The organism is Acinetobacter johnsonii CIP 64.6, assembly GCF_000368045.1.
GTDB lineage: Bacteria > Pseudomonadota > Gammaproteobacteria > Pseudomonadales > Moraxellaceae > Acinetobacter > Acinetobacter johnsonii.
This window is the reverse complement of sequence record NZ_KB849235.1, coordinates 888,601-910,256: the sequence shown is the minus strand read 5'-3', so window position 1 is coordinate 910,256 and position 21,656 is coordinate 888,601. Positions and strand designations below refer to the sequence as shown.

At 41.0% G+C, this 21,656-nt stretch carries 23 protein-coding genes and 1 pseudogene; 16 read left to right on the top strand and 8 right to left on the bottom strand.

The genetic code is table 11. The annotated features are described in order from the left end of the window. The first annotated feature begins 20 nt into the window (after nucleotides 1–20). The gene (locus F986_RS10235) at nucleotides 21–806 is read left to right on the top strand and encodes a 3-hydroxybutyrate dehydrogenase (protein ID WP_004694702.1); all 786 of its coding nucleotides are present in this window, start codon (nucleotides 21–23) and stop codon (nucleotides 804–806) included. A gap of 490 nt (nucleotides 807–1,296) precedes the next feature. Further along, nucleotides 1,297–2,259: an IS30-like element IS18 family transposase gene (locus F986_RS10230; protein WP_004691346.1), complete on the top strand. Its 963-nt coding sequence runs from the start codon at nucleotides 1,297–1,299 to the stop codon at nucleotides 2,257–2,259. 78 nt (nucleotides 2,260–2,337) lie between these two features. Here the strand turns inward: F986_RS10230 and F986_RS10225 are convergent, their stop codons facing one another. Both F986_RS10225 and F986_RS10220 read right to left on the bottom strand, forming a co-directional pair. Continuing rightward, nucleotides 2,338–2,532 carry a hypothetical protein gene (locus F986_RS10225; RefSeq protein WP_004694700.1) on the bottom strand — a complete coding sequence of 65 codons (195 nt, stop codon included), beginning with the start codon at nucleotides 2,530–2,532 and terminating at the stop codon, nucleotides 2,338–2,340. 218 nt (nucleotides 2,533–2,750) lie between these two features. Further along, nucleotides 2,751–3,683: an IS5-like element ISAha1 family transposase gene (locus F986_RS10220; RefSeq protein ID WP_004694697.1), complete on the bottom strand. Its 933-nt coding sequence runs from the start codon at nucleotides 3,681–3,683 to the stop codon at nucleotides 2,751–2,753. Nucleotides 3,684–4,027: 344 nt separating this feature from the next. Between F986_RS10220 and sbmA the strand changes: the two genes are divergently transcribed. The 7 genes and pseudogenes from sbmA to F986_RS10185 all read left to right on the top strand — a co-directional run bounded on the left by sbmA (nucleotide 4,028) and on the right by F986_RS10185 (nucleotide 9,590). Then, on the top strand, nucleotides 4,028–5,221 hold the full coding sequence (gene sbmA, locus F986_RS10215; RefSeq protein ID WP_004694695.1) for a peptide antibiotic transporter SbmA: 1,194 nt from the start codon (nucleotides 4,028–4,030) through the stop codon (nucleotides 5,219–5,221). 143 nt (nucleotides 5,222–5,364) lie between these two features. Continuing rightward, nucleotides 5,365–6,417: a hypothetical protein gene (locus tag F986_RS10210; RefSeq protein WP_004694692.1), complete on the top strand. Its 1,053-nt coding sequence runs from the start codon at nucleotides 5,365–5,367 to the stop codon at nucleotides 6,415–6,417. Between the two features lie 59 nt (nucleotides 6,418–6,476). Next, on the top strand, nucleotides 6,477–7,340 hold the full coding sequence (locus F986_RS10205; protein ID WP_004694691.1) for a hypothetical protein: 864 nt from the start codon (nucleotides 6,477–6,479) through the stop codon (nucleotides 7,338–7,340). Between the two features lie 110 nt (nucleotides 7,341–7,450). Next, nucleotides 7,451–7,969, top strand: coding sequence for a hypothetical protein (locus F986_RS10200; RefSeq protein ID WP_004694689.1), 519 nt, complete (start codon nucleotides 7,451–7,453; stop codon nucleotides 7,967–7,969). Nucleotides 7,970–8,143: 174 nt separating this feature from the next. Then, nucleotides 8,144–8,413 (top strand): hypothetical protein, encoded by a 270-nt coding sequence (locus F986_RS10195; RefSeq protein WP_228127907.1) that lies wholly within the window; start codon nucleotides 8,144–8,146, stop codon nucleotides 8,411–8,413. Nucleotides 8,414–8,479: 66 nt separating this feature from the next. Then, nucleotides 8,480–9,245 (top strand): annotated as a pseudogene (locus F986_RS10190) (IS5 family transposase). Then, nucleotides 9,246–9,590, top strand: coding sequence for a hypothetical protein (locus tag F986_RS10185; protein WP_017397167.1), 345 nt, complete (start codon nucleotides 9,246–9,248; stop codon nucleotides 9,588–9,590). Nucleotides 9,591–9,707: 117 nt separating this feature from the next. Here the strand turns inward: F986_RS10185 and F986_RS10180 are convergent, their stop codons facing one another. Continuing rightward, on the bottom strand, nucleotides 9,708–10,286 hold the full coding sequence (locus tag F986_RS10180) for a DJ-1/PfpI family protein (protein ID WP_004694682.1): 579 nt from the start codon (nucleotides 10,284–10,286) through the stop codon (nucleotides 9,708–9,710). A gap of 223 nt (nucleotides 10,287–10,509) precedes the next feature. After that, nucleotides 10,510–10,983, bottom strand: coding sequence for a hypothetical protein (locus F986_RS10175; RefSeq protein WP_004694679.1), 474 nt, complete (start codon nucleotides 10,981–10,983; stop codon nucleotides 10,510–10,512). Between the two features lie 248 nt (nucleotides 10,984–11,231). On the opposite strand from F986_RS10175, the gene F986_RS10170 reads away from it, so the two are divergent. Further along, nucleotides 11,232–12,440, top strand: a complete 1,209-nt coding sequence (locus tag F986_RS10170) for a toll/interleukin-1 receptor domain-containing protein (protein ID WP_004694678.1) — start codon at nucleotides 11,232–11,234, stop codon at nucleotides 12,438–12,440. 48 nt (nucleotides 12,441–12,488) lie between these two features. On the opposite strand, the gene gatB is transcribed toward F986_RS10170, so the two are convergent. Genes gatB through gatC form a run of 3 tightly spaced genes read right to left on the bottom strand, consistent with a single transcriptional unit; the run spans nucleotide 12,489 to nucleotide 15,810 of the window. Then, nucleotides 12,489–13,964, bottom strand: coding sequence for an Asp-tRNA(Asn)/Glu-tRNA(Gln) amidotransferase subunit GatB (gatB, locus tag F986_RS10165; RefSeq protein WP_004694676.1), 1,476 nt, complete (start codon nucleotides 13,962–13,964; stop codon nucleotides 12,489–12,491). Continuing rightward, nucleotides 13,964–15,442, bottom strand: coding sequence for an Asp-tRNA(Asn)/Glu-tRNA(Gln) amidotransferase subunit GatA (gatA, locus tag F986_RS10160; protein ID WP_004694674.1), 1,479 nt, complete (start codon nucleotides 15,440–15,442; stop codon nucleotides 13,964–13,966). Before gatA ends, gatB begins: the two co-directional genes overlap by 1 nt. A 53-nt stretch (nucleotides 15,443–15,495) precedes the next feature. Next, nucleotides 15,496–15,810: an Asp-tRNA(Asn)/Glu-tRNA(Gln) amidotransferase subunit GatC gene (gene gatC / locus F986_RS10155; RefSeq protein ID WP_004694671.1), complete on the bottom strand. Its 315-nt coding sequence runs from the start codon at nucleotides 15,808–15,810 to the stop codon at nucleotides 15,496–15,498. 133 nt (nucleotides 15,811–15,943) lie between these two features. On the opposite strand from gatC, the gene F986_RS10150 reads away from it, so the two are divergent. From F986_RS10150 to F986_RS18590, 6 genes are all read left to right on the top strand, one after another. Further along, a complete protein-coding gene (locus F986_RS10150; protein ID WP_004694670.1) occupies nucleotides 15,944–16,990 on the top strand; it encodes a rod shape-determining protein in 1,047 nt (348 codons plus the stop codon). Between the two features lie 15 nt (nucleotides 16,991–17,005). Continuing rightward, entirely contained in the window at nucleotides 17,006–17,863 is an 858-nt protein-coding gene (gene mreC, locus F986_RS10145; protein ID WP_004694667.1) for a rod shape-determining protein MreC, read from the top strand. Next, the gene (gene mreD, locus F986_RS10140; RefSeq protein WP_004694666.1) at nucleotides 17,850–18,341 is read left to right on the top strand and encodes a rod shape-determining protein MreD; all 492 of its coding nucleotides are present in this window, start codon (nucleotides 17,850–17,852) and stop codon (nucleotides 18,339–18,341) included. Before mreC ends, mreD begins: the two co-directional genes overlap by 14 nt. Further along, a complete protein-coding gene (locus tag F986_RS10135) occupies nucleotides 18,329–18,895 on the top strand; it encodes a Maf family nucleotide pyrophosphatase (protein WP_004694664.1) in 567 nt (188 codons plus the stop codon). Before mreD ends, F986_RS10135 begins: the two co-directional genes overlap by 13 nt. A 38-nt stretch (nucleotides 18,896–18,933) precedes the next feature. After that, nucleotides 18,934–20,388 (top strand): ribonuclease G, encoded by a 1,455-nt coding sequence (gene rng, locus F986_RS10130; RefSeq protein WP_004694663.1) that lies wholly within the window; start codon nucleotides 18,934–18,936, stop codon nucleotides 20,386–20,388. A 131-nt stretch (nucleotides 20,389–20,519) separates the two neighbouring features. Then, entirely contained in the window at nucleotides 20,520–20,657 is a 138-nt protein-coding gene (locus F986_RS18590; protein ID WP_004694661.1) for a PA1571 family protein, read from the top strand. Nucleotides 20,658–20,673: 16 nt separating this feature from the next. Here F986_RS18590 and tnpC read toward each other — a convergent pair. After that, the coding region (tnpC, locus tag F986_RS10125) for an IS66 family transposase (protein ID WP_004694658.1) at nucleotides 20,674–21,656 on the bottom strand (983 nt) is incomplete at its 5' end.

The window sequence follows — 21,656 nt, the reverse complement described above, 5'->3', positions numbered from 1 at the left end:
AGAAGACAACGGAGTACATCATGAGTCAACTGTTAAAAGATAAAGTTGCATTTATTACCGGTTCAGCCAGTGGTATTGGACATGAAATTGCAAAGAAATTTGCCAGTGAAGGTGCAAAAGTTGTCATTTCTGATATGAATGCAGAGAAGTGTGCTGAAACGGTGGCGGCACTTCAAAAGCAAGGCTTTGAAGCATTGTCTGCGCCTTGCGATGTGACCAATGAAGAGGCATATAAAACAGCAATTGAACTGACTCAGAAAACCTATGGGCGGTTGGACATCCTCATCAATAATGCGGGTTTTCAGCATGTTGCTGTCATTGAAGACTTTCCAACTGCAGTCTATCAAAAGCTGATTAATGTCATGTTGGTGGGGTCGTTCATTGGCATTAAGTACGCATTTCCAATCATGAAAGCGCAGCAGTTTGGTCGCGTGATTAATATGGCTTCGATTAACGGTCTGATCGGTTTTGCTGGCAAGGCCGGCTATAACAGTGCTAAGCATGGTGTAATTGGTTTGACCAAAGTTGCGGCTTTAGAGTGCGCGCGCGATGGCATCACTGTGAATGCTCTGTGTCCGGGCTATGTCGATACGCCGTTGGTACGTGGTCAAATTCATGATTTGGCTAAAACCCGAAATGTCAGTGAACAAAGTGCGTTAGAAGATGTGATTTTGGCGATGGTGCCGCAAAAACGCTTACTCAGTGTAGAAGAAATTGCGGATTATGCGATCTTTCTTGCCAGTGATAAGGCGGGCGGTGTAACTGGTCAAGCCGTGGTGATGGATGGTGGTTATACCGCGCAATAACTTAGCTCAGCATAGATTTAAAAATTGAAAAGCCTCGGATGTTTGCATCTGAGGCTTTCTTATAGCGAGAAGTTTTGCAGAAAGACCTAGGTTTAAATAAGTGGTGAGCTTGGTGAATGAGTCGGTAAATAGAGAGTTATAGACTGAAGATTTTCAAATCCTTTCTCTTTTTCTGATTTATAGTTCATTATTTTAAGTACCAAGGATGAAGGGCTTAATGTAGAGTAATTAAATCAATAGATTAAAGAGAAAATGAATGCATAACGATGCTACAAATGAGTCCTAGAAATCACAAAATCCATAGTTACAGAAAACTCTCAGCACGGCTTCATTTGCTGATTGGGTATAAAAAACTAAATTTTAATAAAAATAACCAGTTTTAAATCCGCAGATTCAAATCCCAAGTGCAACACATTTGTAGTTAGTTGAAAAAGTTAGGTGTATTCATAGAATCATTAGACTTTTTCAACTCGTAATTGGAAAGCACACAATGAAGAAATACACCCAACTTTCTCAAGATGAAAGATACGAAATTTATGCTACTTTGAAAAGTAAAAGTTCAATCGCTACCCTTGCTCGGGAATTAGGACGTTCACGATCAACCATCTACCGTGAATTAAAAAGAAATACTGGGCAACGTGGATATAGAGCTCAACAGGCAGCTAAATTTGCAAGTCAAAGACGGTACCGTCCTTCATCATCAATGACAGCATTTGCCTTCGCTTATATTGATTATTTGATTGGTTTGGACTGGTCACCCGAACAAATTTCAGGTGCTTTAACACAACGCGGTTGGCTGGATGTACCTTCACATGAGTGGATTTACCAGTACATTTATCAAGATAAATCAAAAGGCGGTAAACTTCATCTACATTTAAGGCATCAGAAGAAATATCGAAAACGCGGTTACAAAAACACGGATCGTAGGGGTCAAATCATTGATAAAACAAGTATTCACTGCCGACACCAGGTCATTGATCAACGACAACGTTTAGGAGATTTCGAAGGTGACACGGTGATTGGTAAACATCATAAAGGTGCTTTATTGACTCTCGTTGATCGAAAGAGCCTGTATGTACATATTGTTCATTTAGGGCCAACAAGAGCATCCTCTCAAACGATTACTTGTGCATTAGATCGTTTACAAATGAGCCATGCTTATAGTGTGACATTTGATAATGGCAAAGAATTTTCCGAACACAAAAGAATTACTGATGCTGGCATAGAGACGTATTTTGCTGATCCTTACAAGTCTATTCAGCGAGCTAGAAATGAAAATACGAATGGTTTAATCCGTCAATATCTGCCAAAATCATCATCGTTTGATGGCGTGTCAAACGAACAAATAGAGCAGATAGAATTTGCACTCAACCATCGTCCTAGAAAAACACTAGGTTGGTATACACCGAGTGAAGTTATGGCTGGTTTTTATACTGTTGCACTTGCCGCTTGAATCCGCCATCAATAAAAAGATGGATTTTTATTTTTATCTTATTGAATGGATTATTCTTTTATTAAAGAGCATTGCAAATTACAGCTTCTGCCACACTTGATTTTCATCATCAAAAGACACCGTAAAATTAAAACGAGAATCTGCCGTTACCAAGTAACCAGTAGGTGTTTTCATGAGAACTTTGAGCACAGTGCCTTCTTCAAAGTTAATGGGTGGAAAGTCTTCTTTTGTCAGTGTGAGTGGTTTGATCAGTTCAAGTACTAGGGTTTCCATGTCATAGATCCAATAGTTTTTAATGAAAAGATAGTAGCATGAAGTCATTTTAAAATGTGCAAACTTCATTCTTTTATACATAAAATCAACAAGTAATCGTATCGTTGTCATAGAAATACCATTAGTGTATTCGCTTTAAATCCTAAGCAATTTTTTAGTTTGAAACGGCTTTGTTGCACAAACATTCAAAAGCTAAACTTCTTCCAAGTTATCTAAATTTAAGTGGCAACTTGGGTGTGAGGTCGACCTAAATCTGTAAATTTATTTAATACGGCCACACGTGCATGAATCTCATTGACTTGGCTTTGAAAGTTTCTCGCACGGAGTTTATCGCCTAATAATTTAATGCAATGCATCTTGGTTTCTATCAGACTTCTGCGATGATAGCCTGACCAATTTTTCCATATTGTTCTTCCTAAACGTTTAACTGTTCGAAGTAATTCATTTCGCTCTAGCGAGCTGGTCTTTGTATCTTTCCAAGGTTTCGCATTTTTTCTTGGCGGAATCACCGCATGTGCTTGTCGGTCTGCAATTACTTGACGGCATTGCTTGGTGTCATAAGCCCCATCAGTATAGACAGAGTCAATCTGCTCATCTTGTGGAATCTGATCGAGTAAATCACCAAGCACTTGTGAATCACTCACATTATTTGTAGTGAGTTGAATAGCGCGTATTTGAAGGGTTTCAGCATCTATACCAATATGAAGTTTACGCCATTGGCGACGATATTCAGGTTGGTGTTTCTTACGCTTCCATTCACCTTCGCCTAGAAACTTTAAGCCAGTAGAATCGACGAGTAGCTGGAGGCCATTACTGCTTTTATGATAGTTAATTGCAATATCAATATGCTTTTGTCTTCTGCAGATGGTGGAATAGTCTGGTGCTGTCCAATCTAATCTACAAAGATGAATGAGACTTTGCACAAAGCCAGTGACCATGCGTAAAGAAAGATGAAATAAGGATTTGATCATTAAACAGCATTGGATGGCTGTATCTGAATAAGTTTGATTTCGACCATGTTTACCTTTGGGTTGAGCGTACCATTGAGTCTTGGGATCAAACCAAATTGAGAGATTTCCTCGATTTATTAATGCACTGTTATAAGAAGACCAATTGGTTGTACGATAGATTTTAGGTGTGGGCTTATTCATTTGAGAATTATATTGTGGAATAAGCCTTTAGAGATAGGTTTGTGCAACAAAGCCGTTTGAAACCCAAAAGTTATAAACAATAAAATATTATTTTAAATCTGGGAAAGCCCGTTCTTATTTTTATAAGTTATTGAAATAATTAATTTTTAATGTGATGTGACTGATCAAGTCGGAAAATAATGTCCTGAGCTCTTGTGAAGGGACATACAAATCAAATAACGTATAACCCAATAAGGATAAGTAAAGTGTACAAACTTGCTGTAATGCGATTGTACTAAATTAAGAAATAAGGATTAGTATGCACGGATTGCATACCTGAAACATAAAAGGGATATATATCGTTCATGTTTAAGTCATTTTTCCCAAACCCTAGATGGTTCTTCATTTCAGTATTACTTTGGTCGGTGATCAATGTCGTACTGTGGTACACAGGGGGAAATACATGGGGAAGCGCCATAGGTTGGCCGCAAGGATATGCAACGGCTGAATTAGCTATTGGGGTAAGCCGTTTTTGGTCTCCAGCTTTTTTGTGGTTCTATCTCTGGTTTTTTATAGCGACAACACTCTTTGCCTTATTTTGGCGTTTTGTTTCAGACAATAAATGGCAAAGATGGTCGATTTGGGGCTCCGCATTTATTCTGTTTAACATCTGGTTTGGTGTACAGGTCAGTGTTGCCATCAACGCATGGTATGGACCATTTTGGGATCTCATTCAAAGCATGCTTGGTAAAGGTGGTAACATTAAAGACCTATATATGGGTACTTTAACCTTCTTGTATATTGCGATGGTTGCGGTCACTTTTGCAGTGATCAATGCCTTTTTCACCAGCCACTATGTATTTCGGTGGCGTACAGCGATGAATGAATACTACACCCAACACTGGGAAAAATTACGTCATATAGAAGGGGCATCACAACGTGTGCAAGAAGACACTATGCGCTTTGCTACTATTTTAGAAGATTTGGGCGTTGAGTTGATCAAGGCTGTGATGGTGTTGGTGGCTTTCTTACCAATTCTATTTGAGCTTTCAAAGCATGTTCCTGAATTGCCTATTGTGGGTGAAGTAAAGCATTCCCTAGTTTGGGCTTCTATTATTTGGGCTATTTTTGGTACGGTCTTGTTAATGGTAGTAGGAAGTAAACTACCAGGTTTAGAGTTTAATAATCAGAAGGTTGAAGCGGCTTACCGTAAAGAGTTGGTGTATGGGGAAGACCATGCAGACCGTGCCCAACCTGCAACATTGGTCGAACTGTTTAGCAGAGTAAGAAAGAATTATTTTAGACTTTATTTTCACTATGCTTATTTTAACTTAGTCGCGACATGGTATCGACAACTGGATATTTTATACAGTTTGGTGGTGTTATTTCCCGCAATTGCAGCAGGGAAAATGACTCTAGGTTTAATCAACCAAATTGGTAATGTGTTTGATAAAGTACGAGAGTCATTTCAATATCTAATTTTGTCATGGAAAACCATTATTGAACTGCTCTCGATTTATAAGCGTCTAAAAGCTTTTGAATCGACTTTGGATGACTAAATATTTTTGATGTATCTCACCTGCCTTTCACGGCAGGTTTTTTATGTGCTCAAGCATCATTTTGTCTGTAACTTTTGTTGTATGGTTCAAACTAAATTTATGAAATGTTGTTGAGGTTATCATAAAACAAAGCAGAATGATGTGTGCGTCAAGCTAAAATAAATAATAAAAACAGTTGTTTAAGTTTGTTATTTTATGTGCTTTCCGCTAATGTTTTTATGCGGGTGTTTAAGAGTAAAGTCGTAGTGAATTATAAAATTTTATGTGTATTTGGGGTTTTGGGGAGTGTGTTGCAGGGCTGTACCAGTCTGGGAAATATAGCACAAGCACCTTTTACAAATATTGCATCACCACAAGAACTAATCGTAGAACGAAAAATTAATGATACCGATAAAAACAGCAAAGAATACGTCTATCACACGGTAGGCGTAAAAAATGAAAAAGATATCGAGGCGCTATATCCGCGCAGCATGTTTAGTCAGTATTGCCAAGCACATGGTGGGCGCTTTAATCAGACACAAAAAAGTAGTTTCAGCTTAGTGAAAGATCCGTGGGCGAAAAAATTACTTCGTACCTATAACAGTTTAAAACAGGGCACGGGTACTTTTCGTTGCCAGCTCAATAATGGCGAACAGTGGCTGGTGAGTATTGAGGCATTGTCTGAACGCAAACTGCCTAACTCAAATGATACTCGTGTGGTGAATCTACAAAGCAAAGTACTGACTGAGTCAGCACCACGAAGTATGACCCCTATTACGCCAAGCAAAAAAACGGTGACGAAGGCACCTGCCACCAAGGCAGAAGTGAAGAAAGAGGAAGAAAGCAAAAAAGAAGTTGAGCCTAAAAAAGAAAGCAAAGTTGAAGTACCACCTAAAGTCGTCAAAGCTGTAGAAACACCACAGCAGCAACAGGCCAAACTGTATGTGTCTGCACGCCGTGACATTAACAGTGGGCGCAACCAAGTCGCTGCTTGTAACAGTGCACAACGCGCATATAACTATGGTCGTTTGCCGGGGTCGGATGCCTCAAATGTCTATACCGAATCGGGCATATTAGTTGCACGTTGTTTAACGGGTATTCCAAGTTATAGCAGTCGTTTTTCCAACCCTAAAGGGCAGGCAAAATATGTTTTGCAGAACTTAGCCAAAAACCACAATCACACAGCTGCTAAAAATATGCTCAAGCAAATGAAGTAAGATTTTCGGCTGTTTGCGACCGCACTTCATGTGAGCACCTCAACCAAAGGAAATACATCATGAGTAATGTCCAAACACCAGCCACCTATTTTACTGCGCCTTTGCTGGATCAGACCGTGCAAGAAATAGACGTTGATATTTCGGCTCAGCCTTATTTTTACAACAATGGCGGAACACCCGAGTATTTAGCCGAAGTATCAGATGCTATTAAGTTGATTCAAGTATCATCGACCAATGCCCATATGAGTATGGGACATGTTTATGATGTACCCAAAGAAATAGCGACGATCCAAACCCATTGGGGAGAGCAGACCCAATTAGCGTTCGCAGGAAACTTTTTTGAGTTTATGCCACTCAAAGCCACGCCTGAAACAGCTGCTGCATTTGGTATGACTTTGGTGAAAGCTGGACAGGCGATAGAGGTGCAGGCCACGCAGAAAAAGTTGTCTCAAATTAAATATCAATATGGCATGTTGGCCGGTCATTTTTTCCCTTATGACCCAACTCAAATCAATCTAGACGCAAAAACCTTATACCCCTTTGTCGTCACAGACTTAGAGCATCATGACTTTCCGCATGTGTTTGCTTCGACCGATCCAAATCAATTGCCGTTGGTGATCTCAGCAGGACGATATTTTCCAAAAAACCAAAAAATTTACTTGGCTGATTTGTGGGTAGAACATGGTGACGCACTTTATATTCCTGAAATGCCGAAGCAAGTCGCTCCTGAATTTATCGATTTACATAATAACCGTAATGCGGCTTTAGCGTGTTGGAAGGGCGAAAGTAGTCAATCTACGATTCAAATGCATACTTTGCTTGACCCCAACGGTTATTTTTATTGGTTTTGGAATGGCTGTCCGACCATACACCCACAGCTCACTGCATTTGAAACTACTGAGCTAAATAGAGAAATTGCTTGAGTTGAGCTTTATTTTTTCCTTGAACTACACGGTAATTTTACAGTTCCATAACAGGCTGATAGACGGGCTTTGTGATACAAAGAATGCAATTGTTGATTGGAGTCGAGTTTATGTCACAGCCTGTTTTAAGCGTTTTACGTGGTCGGTCTTCGGTTATTTTTCGTCATGTTCTTTTGGCAGCAGCCTTGTGTGGTTCAGTCCAAGTTGCCACGGCCAGTACCACAGTCGATCAACTGAGTAATTGTTTGGTGAAGTCAACGACAGCAACAGATAAAACTACCGTGTTGCAGTGGACGTTTGCGGCACTGGCTGCACATCCTGATCTGAAGGTGTATAGCAATGTCACCGATGCACAGCGTACACAGCTAGATAAAAACTTAGCACAGGTTTTACAACGCATTTTGGTGGAGCAATGTTCAGCGCAGACCAAAGCGGTGATTCAAGCTGAAGGCTTACAAGCGGTTGGAGACAGTTTTCAGGAACTTGGACAGATTACGGGTGAGGAAATTTTAAAGAACCCTGAAGTGAAGGGCCAGTTGCAAGGTGTGCTGCGCTATGTGGATTTGAATAAATTGGTCACGACTTTTTTAACCCCAGAGATTTGGAATAAGTTGGGTGTGACGAGGTAGTTGTATTTAAATGCTAATCTAAGAATCATATAAAGCCTCTCTCTAAAGAGGCTTTTTTATTCGGAAGATCAAAATAACATTCTTAAATAAGAATTACAGGTTGTGCAACCTATTATATTTGCTAGTATTTGATGCAAATTTTTAATTGATTTTTACAAGTAGATGAAAAAAATAGTGATTGGCTTTTTAGTCTTGGGATTAGCTGGTTGTAGCGCAGGAATGGTGAATCAATCAAAAAAAATGTTGGGTCTTAAGTTATATCAAGACTCTAATGCTGAGCATACAGCAAAGCTTCGGATTGAAAATAAAAATAACTTTGGAGTACGTTTATACCCAAATGGATGCATGACATCAATGCAGCCAAACTTCCAAATGTTACCCGAAGTCGAAAGTATGGGATCATTTAAAGAACGAATGCAAAGCAGTCAGATTAGGGTGTGTTGACACTTTTAGCTTAAAAAATAGCGAAGTAGTAAAATCAAATCGCCAAACCCAATTTTACTATTCGCTATGCCTCGTACCATGCTGACAGATCAACACTGGCAAAAGTTGAAAGCTATTCTGCGTAATTTATCCATTCACCACAACTCAACTTTACGCAATTTTATTGAAGCTATTCTCTATAGAATTAGAACAGGCTGTCCGTGGCGAGATATTCCTTCTTGTTTTGGTCATTCAAACTCTATTTTCAAACGTTTTAATCGTTGTTCAAGCAGCGGTAAGTTACTTAGATTATTCAAATTGCTAGCCTCATGCCCCGATATGGAGTGGATTTTTATTGATGGCTCTCATGTACGTGCTCATCAACATTCTGCTGGCATAGCGAATCAATCTATTTCTAAAAGTGTAGGAGGAAACTCCTCAAAAATACATTTGATTGTTGATGCACATGGCAATCCTATTGATTTCATAATTACCGATGGAACCACACATGATGTTAAAGTTGCACCTGATTTAATATCAACATTAGATTTAAAAGAGACAAAAGTGGTATGCGCAGATAAAGGCTATGATTCAGAACCACTGCGTGAACAGATCAGGAAAACAGGGACTAAAGCGAATATACCAAAGAAAACGAATAGCCAATCTAACAATGACCATATGGACTGGTATTTATATAAAATGAGGCATTTAGTTGAAAATATGTTTTGTAGATTAAAGCAATTTAGAGGAATAGCTACTCGATATGACAAGCTCAAAAGAAATTATCAAAGTTCTGTTGCTTTAGCCTGTATATTTTTATGGCTACCTTTATAGGGTTAATTATGAACAGTAAGTGTCAACAGACCCTAAGTACAAACAAAAATTATTAGACATGCCTTTTCCGCCAGCTGAAATTAATTTTGCTGAGTTTAAAGTACCTGCTGAACGCTTTTTAGCAATTAGTACATATAAGAGTTACCACAATGGTGTAGAGTTGCGTGGTTGTAGTGTTGATGCCGTTTATAAGTTTGCGACAAATAAAAATTATGAGTTATTGGATAACGCTGGCGGAATGCAATGTTCTTTGGCAATCAATGAAATCATGCCCACTGGTGAAAGGGTTGAACTAAAACCACTTAGATCTTTAAATTATGTAAATGAATGGTCGGGATGTGATGCCCAACTCGAAGGTTTGTAGTACTTTAAAAAGAACAGCGATTAAAAAAAGCTCCTTGAGTCGCAGGAGCTTTTTTATTTTTGAATCTAAAAAGATGATAAACCATGCCATAAAAAATTCAGTTGAGGAACAACACAATTAAATCGTCACAGTCGCTCCTAAAGCTTGAATAAACTGTGCCATCCAAGCAGGGTGTGCAGGCCAAGCCGGCGCTGTGATCAAGTGTCCATCGGTTACAGCTTCTGTCACTTCAATGTCCGCATAAGTCCCACCTGCTAGTTTCACCTCGGCTGCGCACGCAGGGTAAGCGGAACAAGTACGGCCTTTGAGTACATCGGCTGCCGCAAGAATTTGTGCACCATGACAAACCGCTGCAATTGGTTTTTTCGAAGTATCAAACTCACGTACGATCTCAAGGATACGTTCATTCATGCGTAAATATTCGGGCGCGCGACCACCGGGGATGACTAAACCGACATAGTCTGCAGTGTGTACCGCTTCAAAGTTGTAATTGATGGCAAAGTTATGACCGCGTTTTTCACTATAGGTTTGTTCGCCTTCAAAGTCATGAATGGCTGTGGCGATGCTTTCACCTTCATTTTTATCGGGGCAGACCGCGTGAACGGTATAACCGAGACCCGTTAAAAACTGAAAAGGCACCATGGTTTCATAGTCTTCGGCATAGTCACCCACGAGCATTAAAATTTGTTTTGACATTTTTAAACCCTCTTTATTGTTTGTGCGTATTTATGTTCAATTTTGATCTAAATTAGCACAGTTCAGATGTCATTTTTAAGTCATTCAGTGCTCTTTAGTCGTATAACTGAAGTCATTTTTTATAAAAAAGCCCAAGTAATTGAGGCATTGTAACTGGCTGTAAAAGCGTGTTAAATCAATCAGTTTATATATTCATTGATATGAAATTTACTATGCTGAGGTGTTAATAGTCTAATGAGCAGACTTTACCGTTATATTCATAATGGTTGACATCATATTTTTCACCATTCCAGCGGTAAACAGAAAAACAAAATCCGGGGCCACCATTTTCAATATCTGGCCAGCCGTCCTTCCCTTTGGTTTTTAGAAAAGTAGGAATGCCCATGTTTTCAAAAATGAGTTTCCATGTTCCAGTTTTTTGCTGAGTAACGATGTGGTAACCGACACCTGTGTTGCCATAGCACATGGTGCTGTAGTCTGAAATGACTGCGTCTTTTAGACCGTCACCATTGAGGTCTTTGTATGTGGTGATTTCACCTGTGTCGCAGCTACCTTCCCAGCCATGTTTTGTTGTTGAAAAGCCTGCTGCTTTAAAAATTTGGCTAGCTTCTTTGGTAGGAACATTGGGTTTGGTTTCTGCAAAGGTAGTGGTGCTGAGAAAGGCAAGGGTAGAAAGTGTGAGAATGGTTATTTTCATTTTTGTCCTTTGATTTTTTGCAAGTGGTTAATTTTTAAAAATAGAATGTGGTTAGTGTAGTGGATCTTGGAAAATTAGTTAGAGGGTATGGTTTAGCCCTTTCTTCTAAAGCAGTACTTCTCATCACTTATGATTGATTTTTAAGTGAGATAGATCCTAAATGACAATTTTAGTAATTGAGTTTTTAAGTGTAATTTTTATAATAATCTTATATAGTCAAAAAAATTAAATTATTTTATTAAGTCTATATGATTAAAATTCCTAAAGTATTTATAAGTTATGCACATGAAAGCGAAGCACTTAGTGATCAAGTTTTAAGTTTTTCAAATGAATTACGTTCTTTAGGAATTGATTCTGAAATCGATCAATATGAAGAAGCACCACCCCAAGGTTGGGCTAAATGGATGCTTAAACAAATAGCAGAGTCTGATTATGTTTTAGTAGTTGCTTCGCCTACATACTATGCTAGAAGTAAAGATTATAGTGATAATACTAAAGGTTTAGGGGCAAAATGGGAAACGACCCAAATCATTCAGAATGTATATGAAAATGTAAATAATAATACTAAATATATTCCTATTTTTTTTGATAGTGATGGTAGGCAATATATTTTAGATCCTCTAAAACCTTATACATATTACGACATATCAAATCATAAGCAAAAAGAGAAACTGATTAATAGATTATCTGGTAAATCAGAAAAAATAAGACCAGAGCTAGGGCGACAAAGTGAGCTAGAGGGGACTTTGAAGCCATTAGAGGAAAAGTCTCGTAGAACCCTCTTTGTATCAAGTTTGATCGATATTGAAATGTGGAATAAAGCCAAGTGGAAAGGAACAGCTTTTGCGTATAATCCATTTGATGAAAATGATATTCCAATTTTGGGATTTGGGTTTGAGAATCCTGATTATGGGAAGCTGATTTTTAATGCGATTAGTAATCGAATTGGGGAAATTGATATTTTTGAAAAACTTAGAATATCAATTGTGACAGATGTTGATAAGGAAAACCTTGCACATTATAAAGTTATGATTGGACCAAATGAAAGTTATTTAAATGAATTATCAAATGGTACATATCTAAAAAATGAAGAAAAGCTTTTTATGGCTATTTCTCGTGTAAATCTAATGACCCCCTCTAGTAGTATGAATTTAGATAGTTTTTTAGAGCGCTATAGACGTGTTGGAAAATTTTACATAACGAATATTTTAGAGATGCCAGAGGGATTTAGCTTTAGCCCGAGTGCAATAGACCAAGATAATTTAATTTTAAAATCAGAGTTAATTGTTAAAACTTTAAAAGATGTTTTAAAAGAAAAGAACAAATCTCTGGAGTGGGCTGCGATAGTCCCTAAAAAACTTAAATCTAATAAAGATGTATTTAAATCTATAAAGCAGAAACACGAAAAGGAAAAACGCAGAAAAAAATCAAAACTCAAGAAAAGGTTAAAAAAATAGAAGAAACCCGTCCTAAGACGGGTTTCTTTATTCAACAATCAATTAGCCTTAACCAATCAATTTCTTCATTAATTCATTCACTTGCGCAGGGTTAGCTTTACCCTTAGACGCTTTCATCACTTGACCAACAAGACCATTGAAAGCTTTCTCTTTACCAGATTTAAACTCTTCAACCATCTTCTCATTGGCAGTAAGCACGTCTTTAATAATCGCTTCAATCGCGCCTGTATCAGTTTCCTGCTTCAAGCCTTTTTCCGCAATAATTTCGTCCGCAGTTTTGCCTTCATCCCACATAAAGCCGAATACTTGCTTCGCAATCTTGCCGCTAATGGTGTTATCCACAATACGTGCAACCATGCCACCCAATTTTTCAGCCGAAACAGGAGAGTCTGCCAGTTCTAAGCATGCTTTGTTTAAAGCACCAGAGAACTCTCCCATCACCCAGTTGGCAGACACTTTACCTTGTGCAGCACCGCCAGCAGCAGCCACAACCACTTCATAAAAGTCTGACATTTCGCGGGTCAGCGTCAATACATGCGCATCGTACTCAGTGACACCAAAGTCCGCGACGAAACGCTCACGACGTGCAGCAGGAAGCTCAGGCAATGCAGCACGAGCTGTTTCAATTTGCGCATCTGAAATAATCACAGGCAGCAAATCAGGGTCTGGGAAGTAGCGGTAGTCGTTCGCTTCTTCTTTCGAACGCATCGAACGTGTTTCCATCTTCACTGGGTCGAATAGACGTGTTTCTTGGTCAATCGTGCCATCCCATTCCAAAATTTCCATTTGGCGTTCAATTTCAACATTGATCGCTTGTTCAATGAAACGGAATGAGTTGAGGTTTTTCAACTCGCAACGTGTACCGAACGGTTGACCCGGACGACGTAACGACACGTTACAGTCTGCACGGAACGAACCTTCTGCCATGTTACCGTCAGAAATACCTAACCAACGCACTAAAGTGTGAATCGACTTGATATAAGCTACAGCTTCTTCAACCGAACGCATATCAGGTTCAGACACGATTTCAAGTAAAGGTGTACCTGCACGGTTTAAGTCAATGCCTGACATCCCTTCAAATTGGTCATGGATCGATTTACCTGCATCTTCTTCAAGGTGGGCACGCGTTACGCCAATGCGCTTTACCGTACCATCTTCAAGCTGAATGTCGATATGACCCAAGCCCACAATCGGGTTATCCATCTGGCTAATTTGGTAGCCTTTTGGAGAGTCAGGGTAGAAGTAGTTTTTACGTGCAAACACAGATGCTTGGTCAATATAAGCATCAATACCCAAACCAAAGCGAATAGCTAAATCGACCACTTCTTTATTCAATACCGGCAGTACACCCGGCATTGCCAAGTCAACGAGGCTGGCTTGCGTGTTTGGATCTTGACCAAATTCAGTCGAAGAGCCTGAGAAAATTTTAGATTGGGTCGCAAGCTGAGTGTGAATCTCAATCCCGATCACGACTTCCCAACCTTCAATCAATAATGATTTTGGTTTAGCAGCATTTTTAGTCATTATGCATTCTCCTCAGCAATTGCCGCACGTTTCGTATGCCAATCCGTCGCTTGTTGGTACTGATGTACCACAGACAACAGTTGAGATTCTGACCAATAGTTACCAATCAGCTGTAAGCCCACAGGTAAGTTGTCTTTGTCAAAACCAACAGGTGCATTAATCGCAGGAAGTCCCGCAAGGTTGACCGCGATGGTGTAAATGTCGCCCAAGTACATTTCAACTGGAGACAAGTTCGCGCCAATTTTATAAGCCGTGGTTGGTGCAGCAGGTGCCGCAATCACATCAACCGATTCAAACGCTTTTAAGAAGTCTTGTTGAATCAGACGACGGACTTTTTGTGCTTTGACATAGTAAGCATCGTAGTAACCCGCAGACAACGCATATGTACCAATCAAGATACGACGTTGCACTTCTGCACCAAAACCTTCAGAACGTGAACGTTTGTATAAGTCCATCAGGTCAACAGGGTTCTCTGCACGGTAGCCATAACGCACGCCATCGTAACGAGACAAGTTTGATGACGCTTCAGCAGGCGCAATCAAGTAATAGGTTGGAACATAAGCTTCAGTCATGTTGAGGTCAATCTCAACCAAAGTCGCACCCATCTCTTCCAATTTTTTCAATGATTCTTCAACGCGTGCTTTTACGTCTGCGTCTAAACCAGCGACATTGAAGTATTGCTTTGGAATACCAATACGTAGACCTTTAACAGATGTGCCGTTTAGGTTCGCCACATAGTCATCAACGTCTTTTTCAACGGATGTTGAGTCTTTTGCGTCATGGCCTGCCATCACATTCATGAGGTAGGCACAGTCTTCAGCCGAACGTGCCATTGGCCCGCCTTGATCCAGCGATGATGCATACGCAATCATACCGAAGCGCGAGACACGGCCATAAGTTGGCTTAAGACCCGTTAAGCCACAGAACGATGCAGGTTGGCGAATTGAACCACCTGTGTCTGTACCTGTGGCAAATGGAGCAAGGTCCGCTGCAACCGCTGCCGCAGAACCACCTGAAGAACCACCTGGTACATGACCTAAGTTCCAAGGGTTTGCTGTAGCGCCGTAGAATGAATTCTCAGAGGTTGAACCCATTGCAAATTCGTCCATGTTCACTTTACCTAAAGTGACTAGACCAGCGGCTTTACCTTTCGCTACAACGGTAGCGTCGTAAGGAGAGATAAAGTTATCCAACATTTTTGAGCCCGCAGTGGTTTTAATGCCTTGGGTGCAAAAAATGTCTTTGTGTGCAATTGGCACACCTGTCAATGCGGTTGCTGTACCTGCTTTAATTGCAGCATCGGCAGCATCGGCTTGTGCAAGCGCTTGTTCTGCAGTCACGGTTACATAAGATTTAACTTGTGTATCCAGTTTTGCAATGCGCTTTAAATAATGTTCAGTCAGTTCGCGAGATGAAAATTTAGCCCCAGCTAAACCCTCAGAGAGTTCACGAATCGATAAGCGATGTAAATCTGTCATGAGAAATGTCTTTACGTTAATTTTTACAAAATAATGGTTTAACTGAATAGAAATTATTCAATCACGCGAGGAACAAGGTACAAACCATCTTGCACTTGCGGTGCAATGGCTTGATATTCATCACGATGATTGGTTTCTGAAACCACATCTTCACGTAAGGGTTGTGGGTGATCAAATGGGCTTTTAAGCGGCTCAACACCATCAGTGTCGATGCCTTTTAAGGTTTCCATCATGCCTAAAATTTTATTTAGACTTTGAGCATATTCAGCAGATTGCGTATCATCTAGCGACAATCGAGCAAGATTGGCGATTGCTGAAACTGTTTGTGCATTTAAATCTGCAGAATGCTGTGCATCCGATGTAGACATAACATCACCTGAGTCAGTATTAAAAAATTTCAAAATATCGTGCGTTATAATAAGCGATTGACTTGTTCAAATCATCACATTTAGTTAAAGTTGCCACCTTGCGTCCACATAAAGTTTAATCGAGAACGTCTCCGTGATTCTAAAAAGACTAATTGGCTTGTTTTCGCCCGATCTAGCCATTGATTTAGGTACAGCAAATACACTTATTTATGCACCAGGACGAGGCATTATATTAAATGAACCGACAGTTGTGGCGATTCGTCACAGTGGTTCACAAAAAATCGTTGCCGCGGTAGGTCTTGATGCAAAGCAAATGCTGGGCCGTACACCTGCAAATATCTCTGCCATTCGTCCAATGAAGGATGGCGTGATTGCCGATTTTGAAGTGACCGAAACCATGCTGAACCAATTTATTGGTAAAGTACATGAAAAACGTCTGTTCCCACCTGCACCTCGTGTTGTGGTGTGTGTGCCTTGCAAATCAACTTTGGTTGAACGTCGTGCTATTCGTGAAGCTGTATTTAATGCAGGCGCGCGTGATGTTCGTTTGATTGAAGAACCAATGGCTGCTGCAATTGGTGCAGGTATGCCAGTTGAACAAGCATGCGGTTCAATGGTGGTGGATGTTGGTGGTGGTACAACTGAAATTGCGATTATTTCGCTTCAAGGTTGTGTCTATGCTGACTCACTACGTATTGGTGGTGATGTATTTGATGAACAAATCATTAACTATGTACGTAAAGCACATGGTTGCGTGATTGGTGAAACTACCGCTGAAATTATCAAGAAAGAAGTGGGTATGGCTTTACCAGAAGCCGATGCCAAAGCACTTGAAATTGAAGTTCGCGGCCGTAACCTTGCTGAAGGTGTGCCACGTGCGATCACTGTGACTTCGGACGAAATTACGCAAGCGATTTCTGATCCATTACAAAGTATTGTTTCAGCAGTGAAATCTGCACTTGAGCAAACGCCTCCTGAGTTGTCTTCAGACATCGCTGAGCGCGGTATAGTGTTGACAGGTGGTGGTGCATTACTGCGTAACCTCGATAAACTTCTTGCACAAGAAACAGGCTTACCTGTGGTGGTTGCAGAAGATCCTCTAACTTGCGTCACTCGTGGTGGTGGTAAAGTTTTAGAATTCTTCGATAATCCAAATCACGACATGTTATTTGTAGGCTAATAAAGGAATCGGCGGGTGCAAACAAATCTGTTTTCCAGACAACCGCCATCTTTTCGCTCATTTATCATTGCAGTGATCACATGTTTGGTCGTGCTGTTTTTTAACTGGCGCATGCCACATGTGATTCAACCTGCAAGAGATGTCTTGTACGCCGCTTATAATCCAATTTATGCCGTAGCAAGTTATCCCGTGTTATCGCGAGAGTGGCTGAATCAACAAACCAAGTCTGAAGCTCAATTGCGCCGTGAAAATACCGCGATGCAAGCCGAGTTATTGCAGGCGCAGGTGCGTTTACAAAAATTATCTGAATTATCTGCGGAAAATACGCGTTTACGCGGTCTGTTAGATACTCCGTTGATCATTGATGGTCGTATGGAAATTGCAGAAGTCATTGGGACAGATGCCGATCCACTACGTCATATTATTGTGGTAAACCGTGGTGCCAACAGTCAGTTAAAGGTCGGGCAAACCGTGCTCGATGACAAAGGGATTATGGGACAGATTATTAATGTCTATCCGCATAGTAGTCGCGTCATGTTGCTTTCAGATAAAGAACATTCTCTTTCGGTTCGCTTAGAGCGATCTGGAATGCGTGCCATTGTTTCAGGGACTGGAGATTTGGGTCATTTGAAAATGGAATACGTGCCGACCAGTGCCGAAATCAAAGTGGGTGAAAAAGTGTATAGCTCTGGTTTAGGTGAGCATTTTCCAGCAGGTTATCTGGTGGGCACCATTTCAAAAATCAGTCGTCATAATTCAGGCGAGTTTGCTCAAATTGATGTTGTTCCTGCTGCACAGTTAGCAGGTGGGCATCATGTCGTTGTGTTATTTTCCGATTCTTTAGCGATGGAGCAACCGCATGCCGATCGCTAAACTTCGTGCTGCCAAACAGCGTGACCCTTTATTTCCGATCATTTTTTCGGTGATCATTGCTTCAGTGTTGATGGTTTATCCCTTGTCTTATGCGCTCTCTGGTTGGCGTCCACTGTTTATGATGATGGTAATGCTGTTTTGGGTGCTATGCCAGCCGACATGGAGCGGGATTTGGTTTGCCTTTGCAGTCGGGATTTTCACCGATTTACTGCTCGATGCACCTTTGGGCTTAAACGCGCTCAGCTTTGTCCTGATTACATTTGTGTCCCGTTTTTTAACACGGGAACGTCGGATTATGACCTTTGCCAATATTTGGGTCATTGCCACCTTGGCTGTGGTCGCGCATTTGTTTATTACCTGGATCGCACAAATTATGATTGGGGCACAGTTTTCCCTTGCACGTCATTGGCAACCACTGTTGAGTAGTGTGCTGACTTTCCCGATGGTCTATTTCATCTTGAAGAAATGGCGCGTTTAATTTTAGCATCCAGTTCGCCCCGTCGCCGCGAGCTGCTTGAGCAGCTCGGTCTTGTCTTTGATATCTATAGTCCAGATATTGATGAATCTGTACAAGCAGGCGAGTCGGTAGCTCATTATGTGGAGCGGCTGGCATGTGCCAAAGCTGAGGCAGTACAGCTTCAATATCCTGATGCAATTGTGATTGCTGCCGATACCAGTTTAGGGGTCGATCAAGAGATTTTAGGCAAACCTGAATCTAAGCAGCATGCATTTGAAATGTGGGAGAAAATTTCTGGGCGTAAGCATGATGTATATACTGCGGTTTGTGTCCGTACAAATACGCAAATTTCAAGTATAGTAGTTCGTACTGAAGTCGAATTTCAGCATTTAAGCCTGAATGATATGGAAGCATATTGGGCCACATCTGAACCCATTGGCAAGGCGGGAGCCTATGCTATACAAGGCATTGCAGCACGTTATATTCCACGTATAGAGGGAAGCTATAGCAATGTCGTGGGACTTCCGTTGCATGAAACGGTACAATTATTACAGGCAGTTAAGGCACTAAATTAACTGTCTCAAAAGATTTTTTATAATGTTTTGAGTTTGTTATGTCTGACGAGTTATTAATTAACGTCACGCCTATGGAATGTCGCGTCGCGTTAATTGAAAACGGCACGGTCAATGAATTATTTATTGAACGTACGGTGAAACGTGGTTTAGTAGGCAATATTTATAAAGGTAAAGTGGTGCGGGTTCTTCCGGGAATGCAGGCTGCTTTTGTCGATATTGGACTGTCACGAACTGCTTTTTTACATATTAATGATATGGTTTGGTCACGTAATCAACCCACCCCGAATGTTTTTGAACTCTTACAGCCGGGACAAACTCTTACTGTTCAAGTCATGAAAGATATGCTGGGCACCAAAGGGGCTCGGCTTTCGACCGATCTTTCCATTCCTTCTCGCTATTTAGTGATGATGCCTTATGGCAATCATACGGGTGTTTCTCAACGCATTGAATCTGAAGCTGAACGTGATCGTTTACGTTCGATGATTGAACGTATTCAAGCGGAACACAAACTGCCAGGTTCAGTGATTGTTCGTACAGCCGCTGATGGCATAGCAGAAGCTGCAATTGCACAAGATATGGCTTACTTAGCAAAGCTTTGGGAATTTATTCAGCGTAAACAGATCAGTATTGTTGCGCCATCACTTATCTTTGAAGAACTACCTTTACCTCAGCGTATTATTCGCGATCTTGCGAGTGAAAAGACCGCTAAAATTTCAGTCGACTCGCGTGAAATTCATGGCAAGCTCCAAGAGTTCGTAGAAGAATTTGTCCCTAATATCAAAGAACGTCTCATTCATTATCCGGGTGAGCGCCCAATTTTTGACTTGTATAATGTCGAAGAAGACATTCAAAGAGCTCTACAGACGCGTGTTGCGTTGAAGTCCGGTGGTTATTTGATGATTGACCAGACTGAAGCTATGACGACTATTGATGTCAATACAGGCTCATATGTGGGTGGTCGCTCTTTAGAAGACACCGTGTTTAAAACCAATATGGAAGCGACACAGGTCATTGCGCGCCAACTGAGACTACGCAATTTAGGCGGTATTATTATTATCGACTTTATTGACATGCAAGAGCAGGAGCATCGAACTGAGGTCATGACTCAGTTTGAACGGATGCTAGAGCAGGACCATGCAAAAACCAAAATTACACAGGTTTCTGAGCTTGGTTTGGTCGAAATGACACGTAAACGTACGCGTGAATCATTAGAGCACTTATTATGTGAATCTTGCCCGACCTGTCAGGGACGGGGTTATGTGAAAACAGCGGAGTCTGTATGTTACGAAATCTTTCGAGAAATCATGAGATATACACGTGCGTATCAATCTCAGACTGGCTTTACTGTCGTTGCGCATCCATCCGTGATTGACCGCTTGTTAACCGCAGAAGCGCCAGCAGTCGCGGATTTAGAGCATTTCATTGGTCGTGTGATTAAATTTCAGGTGGAAAATTTATATACGCAAGAGCAATACGATATCATTCTGAGCTGAAATTGTAACAATATATGGTTAAATAGTTGTTACAACTGAAATTTTACTTTCGATCTTAGATTTTTAATACTAGAAACATGGAAATAGCCAAAGCTTATTCTCCCAAATAGGTTTAGCAAATGAGGTGTGATATGGGTGTTAGAGAAGCAATTATTCAACCTAGTTTGAAACATTTATTAGATACGAAAGTAACGCATAATGCGTATATTTTGGATGATCAGGGTAAAGAAGTACAAATTACAACTGCTATGATTGTAAGCGTCCGCTGAACCCCATGCCTATTTTTTAATTTGAGTTGGATTTCCAGCGATGTGGCAGTAATTCTTCTATTTGGGTCGCTTTATGCGTCGGCAGCCTTTTCAGCACATCACTTAAATAGGCATACGGATCCAAGCCATTCAGCTTTGCTGACTGGATTAAAGTCATGATATTCGCCGCTCGCTGGCCGCTGCGCAGCGAACCTGCAAACAACCAGTTCTTACGGCCCAATGCCCAGGGACGCATTGAGTTCTCTGCCCAGTTATTGTCAATGGGTAGATTGCCATCATCCAGATAGCGGCTTAAGGCTGGCCAACGCTTCAGAGTGTATTTGATGGCCTTGGCGGTTGGAGAACTCGATGGCACCGTCAGATAATGTTGGTTGAGCCATTCATACAGTTGTTGCATCACCGGTTGGCTGTGCTGTTGTCGGTATTCGCGGCGGTGTTCTGCTGTACTATCGGTCTTTTTCCTGAGTTCTGCTTCTATCGCATACAGTTTCTGAATCATCAGTAATGCCTGTTCAGCGATCTGACTTTTCCCAGTCACATGTAGCTCATGGAATTTACGACGTGCATGCGCCATGCAGCCCACCTCAATGACATCGCCTGATTTAAAGCGTGCTTTATAACCACTGTAATCATCACAGACCAGATGGCCCTGCCAGCCATTCAGGAACTCTTCTGCATGCTGACCTGAACGGCTATCCTGAAAGTCATAGATCACCGCTTGAACTGGATTGTACTGTGTGGTGGCATAGGCCCAGACATAACCTTTCTTCGGTTTTTTCTCATTCTCACCCATCCGCATGATGGTGACCGGCGTTTCATCGGCATGGATTACCCGCTGTTGCAACACCACCTGTTTTAAGGCATTGGCCAGAGGTTCCAGTTCCACACCGCAGCGACCAATCCAGTCAGATAAAGTGGATCTGGACAGATCAATGCCAGCCCGCTGATAGATCAGGCGCTGACGGTACAGCGGCAAATGATCGGCATACTTCGATACCA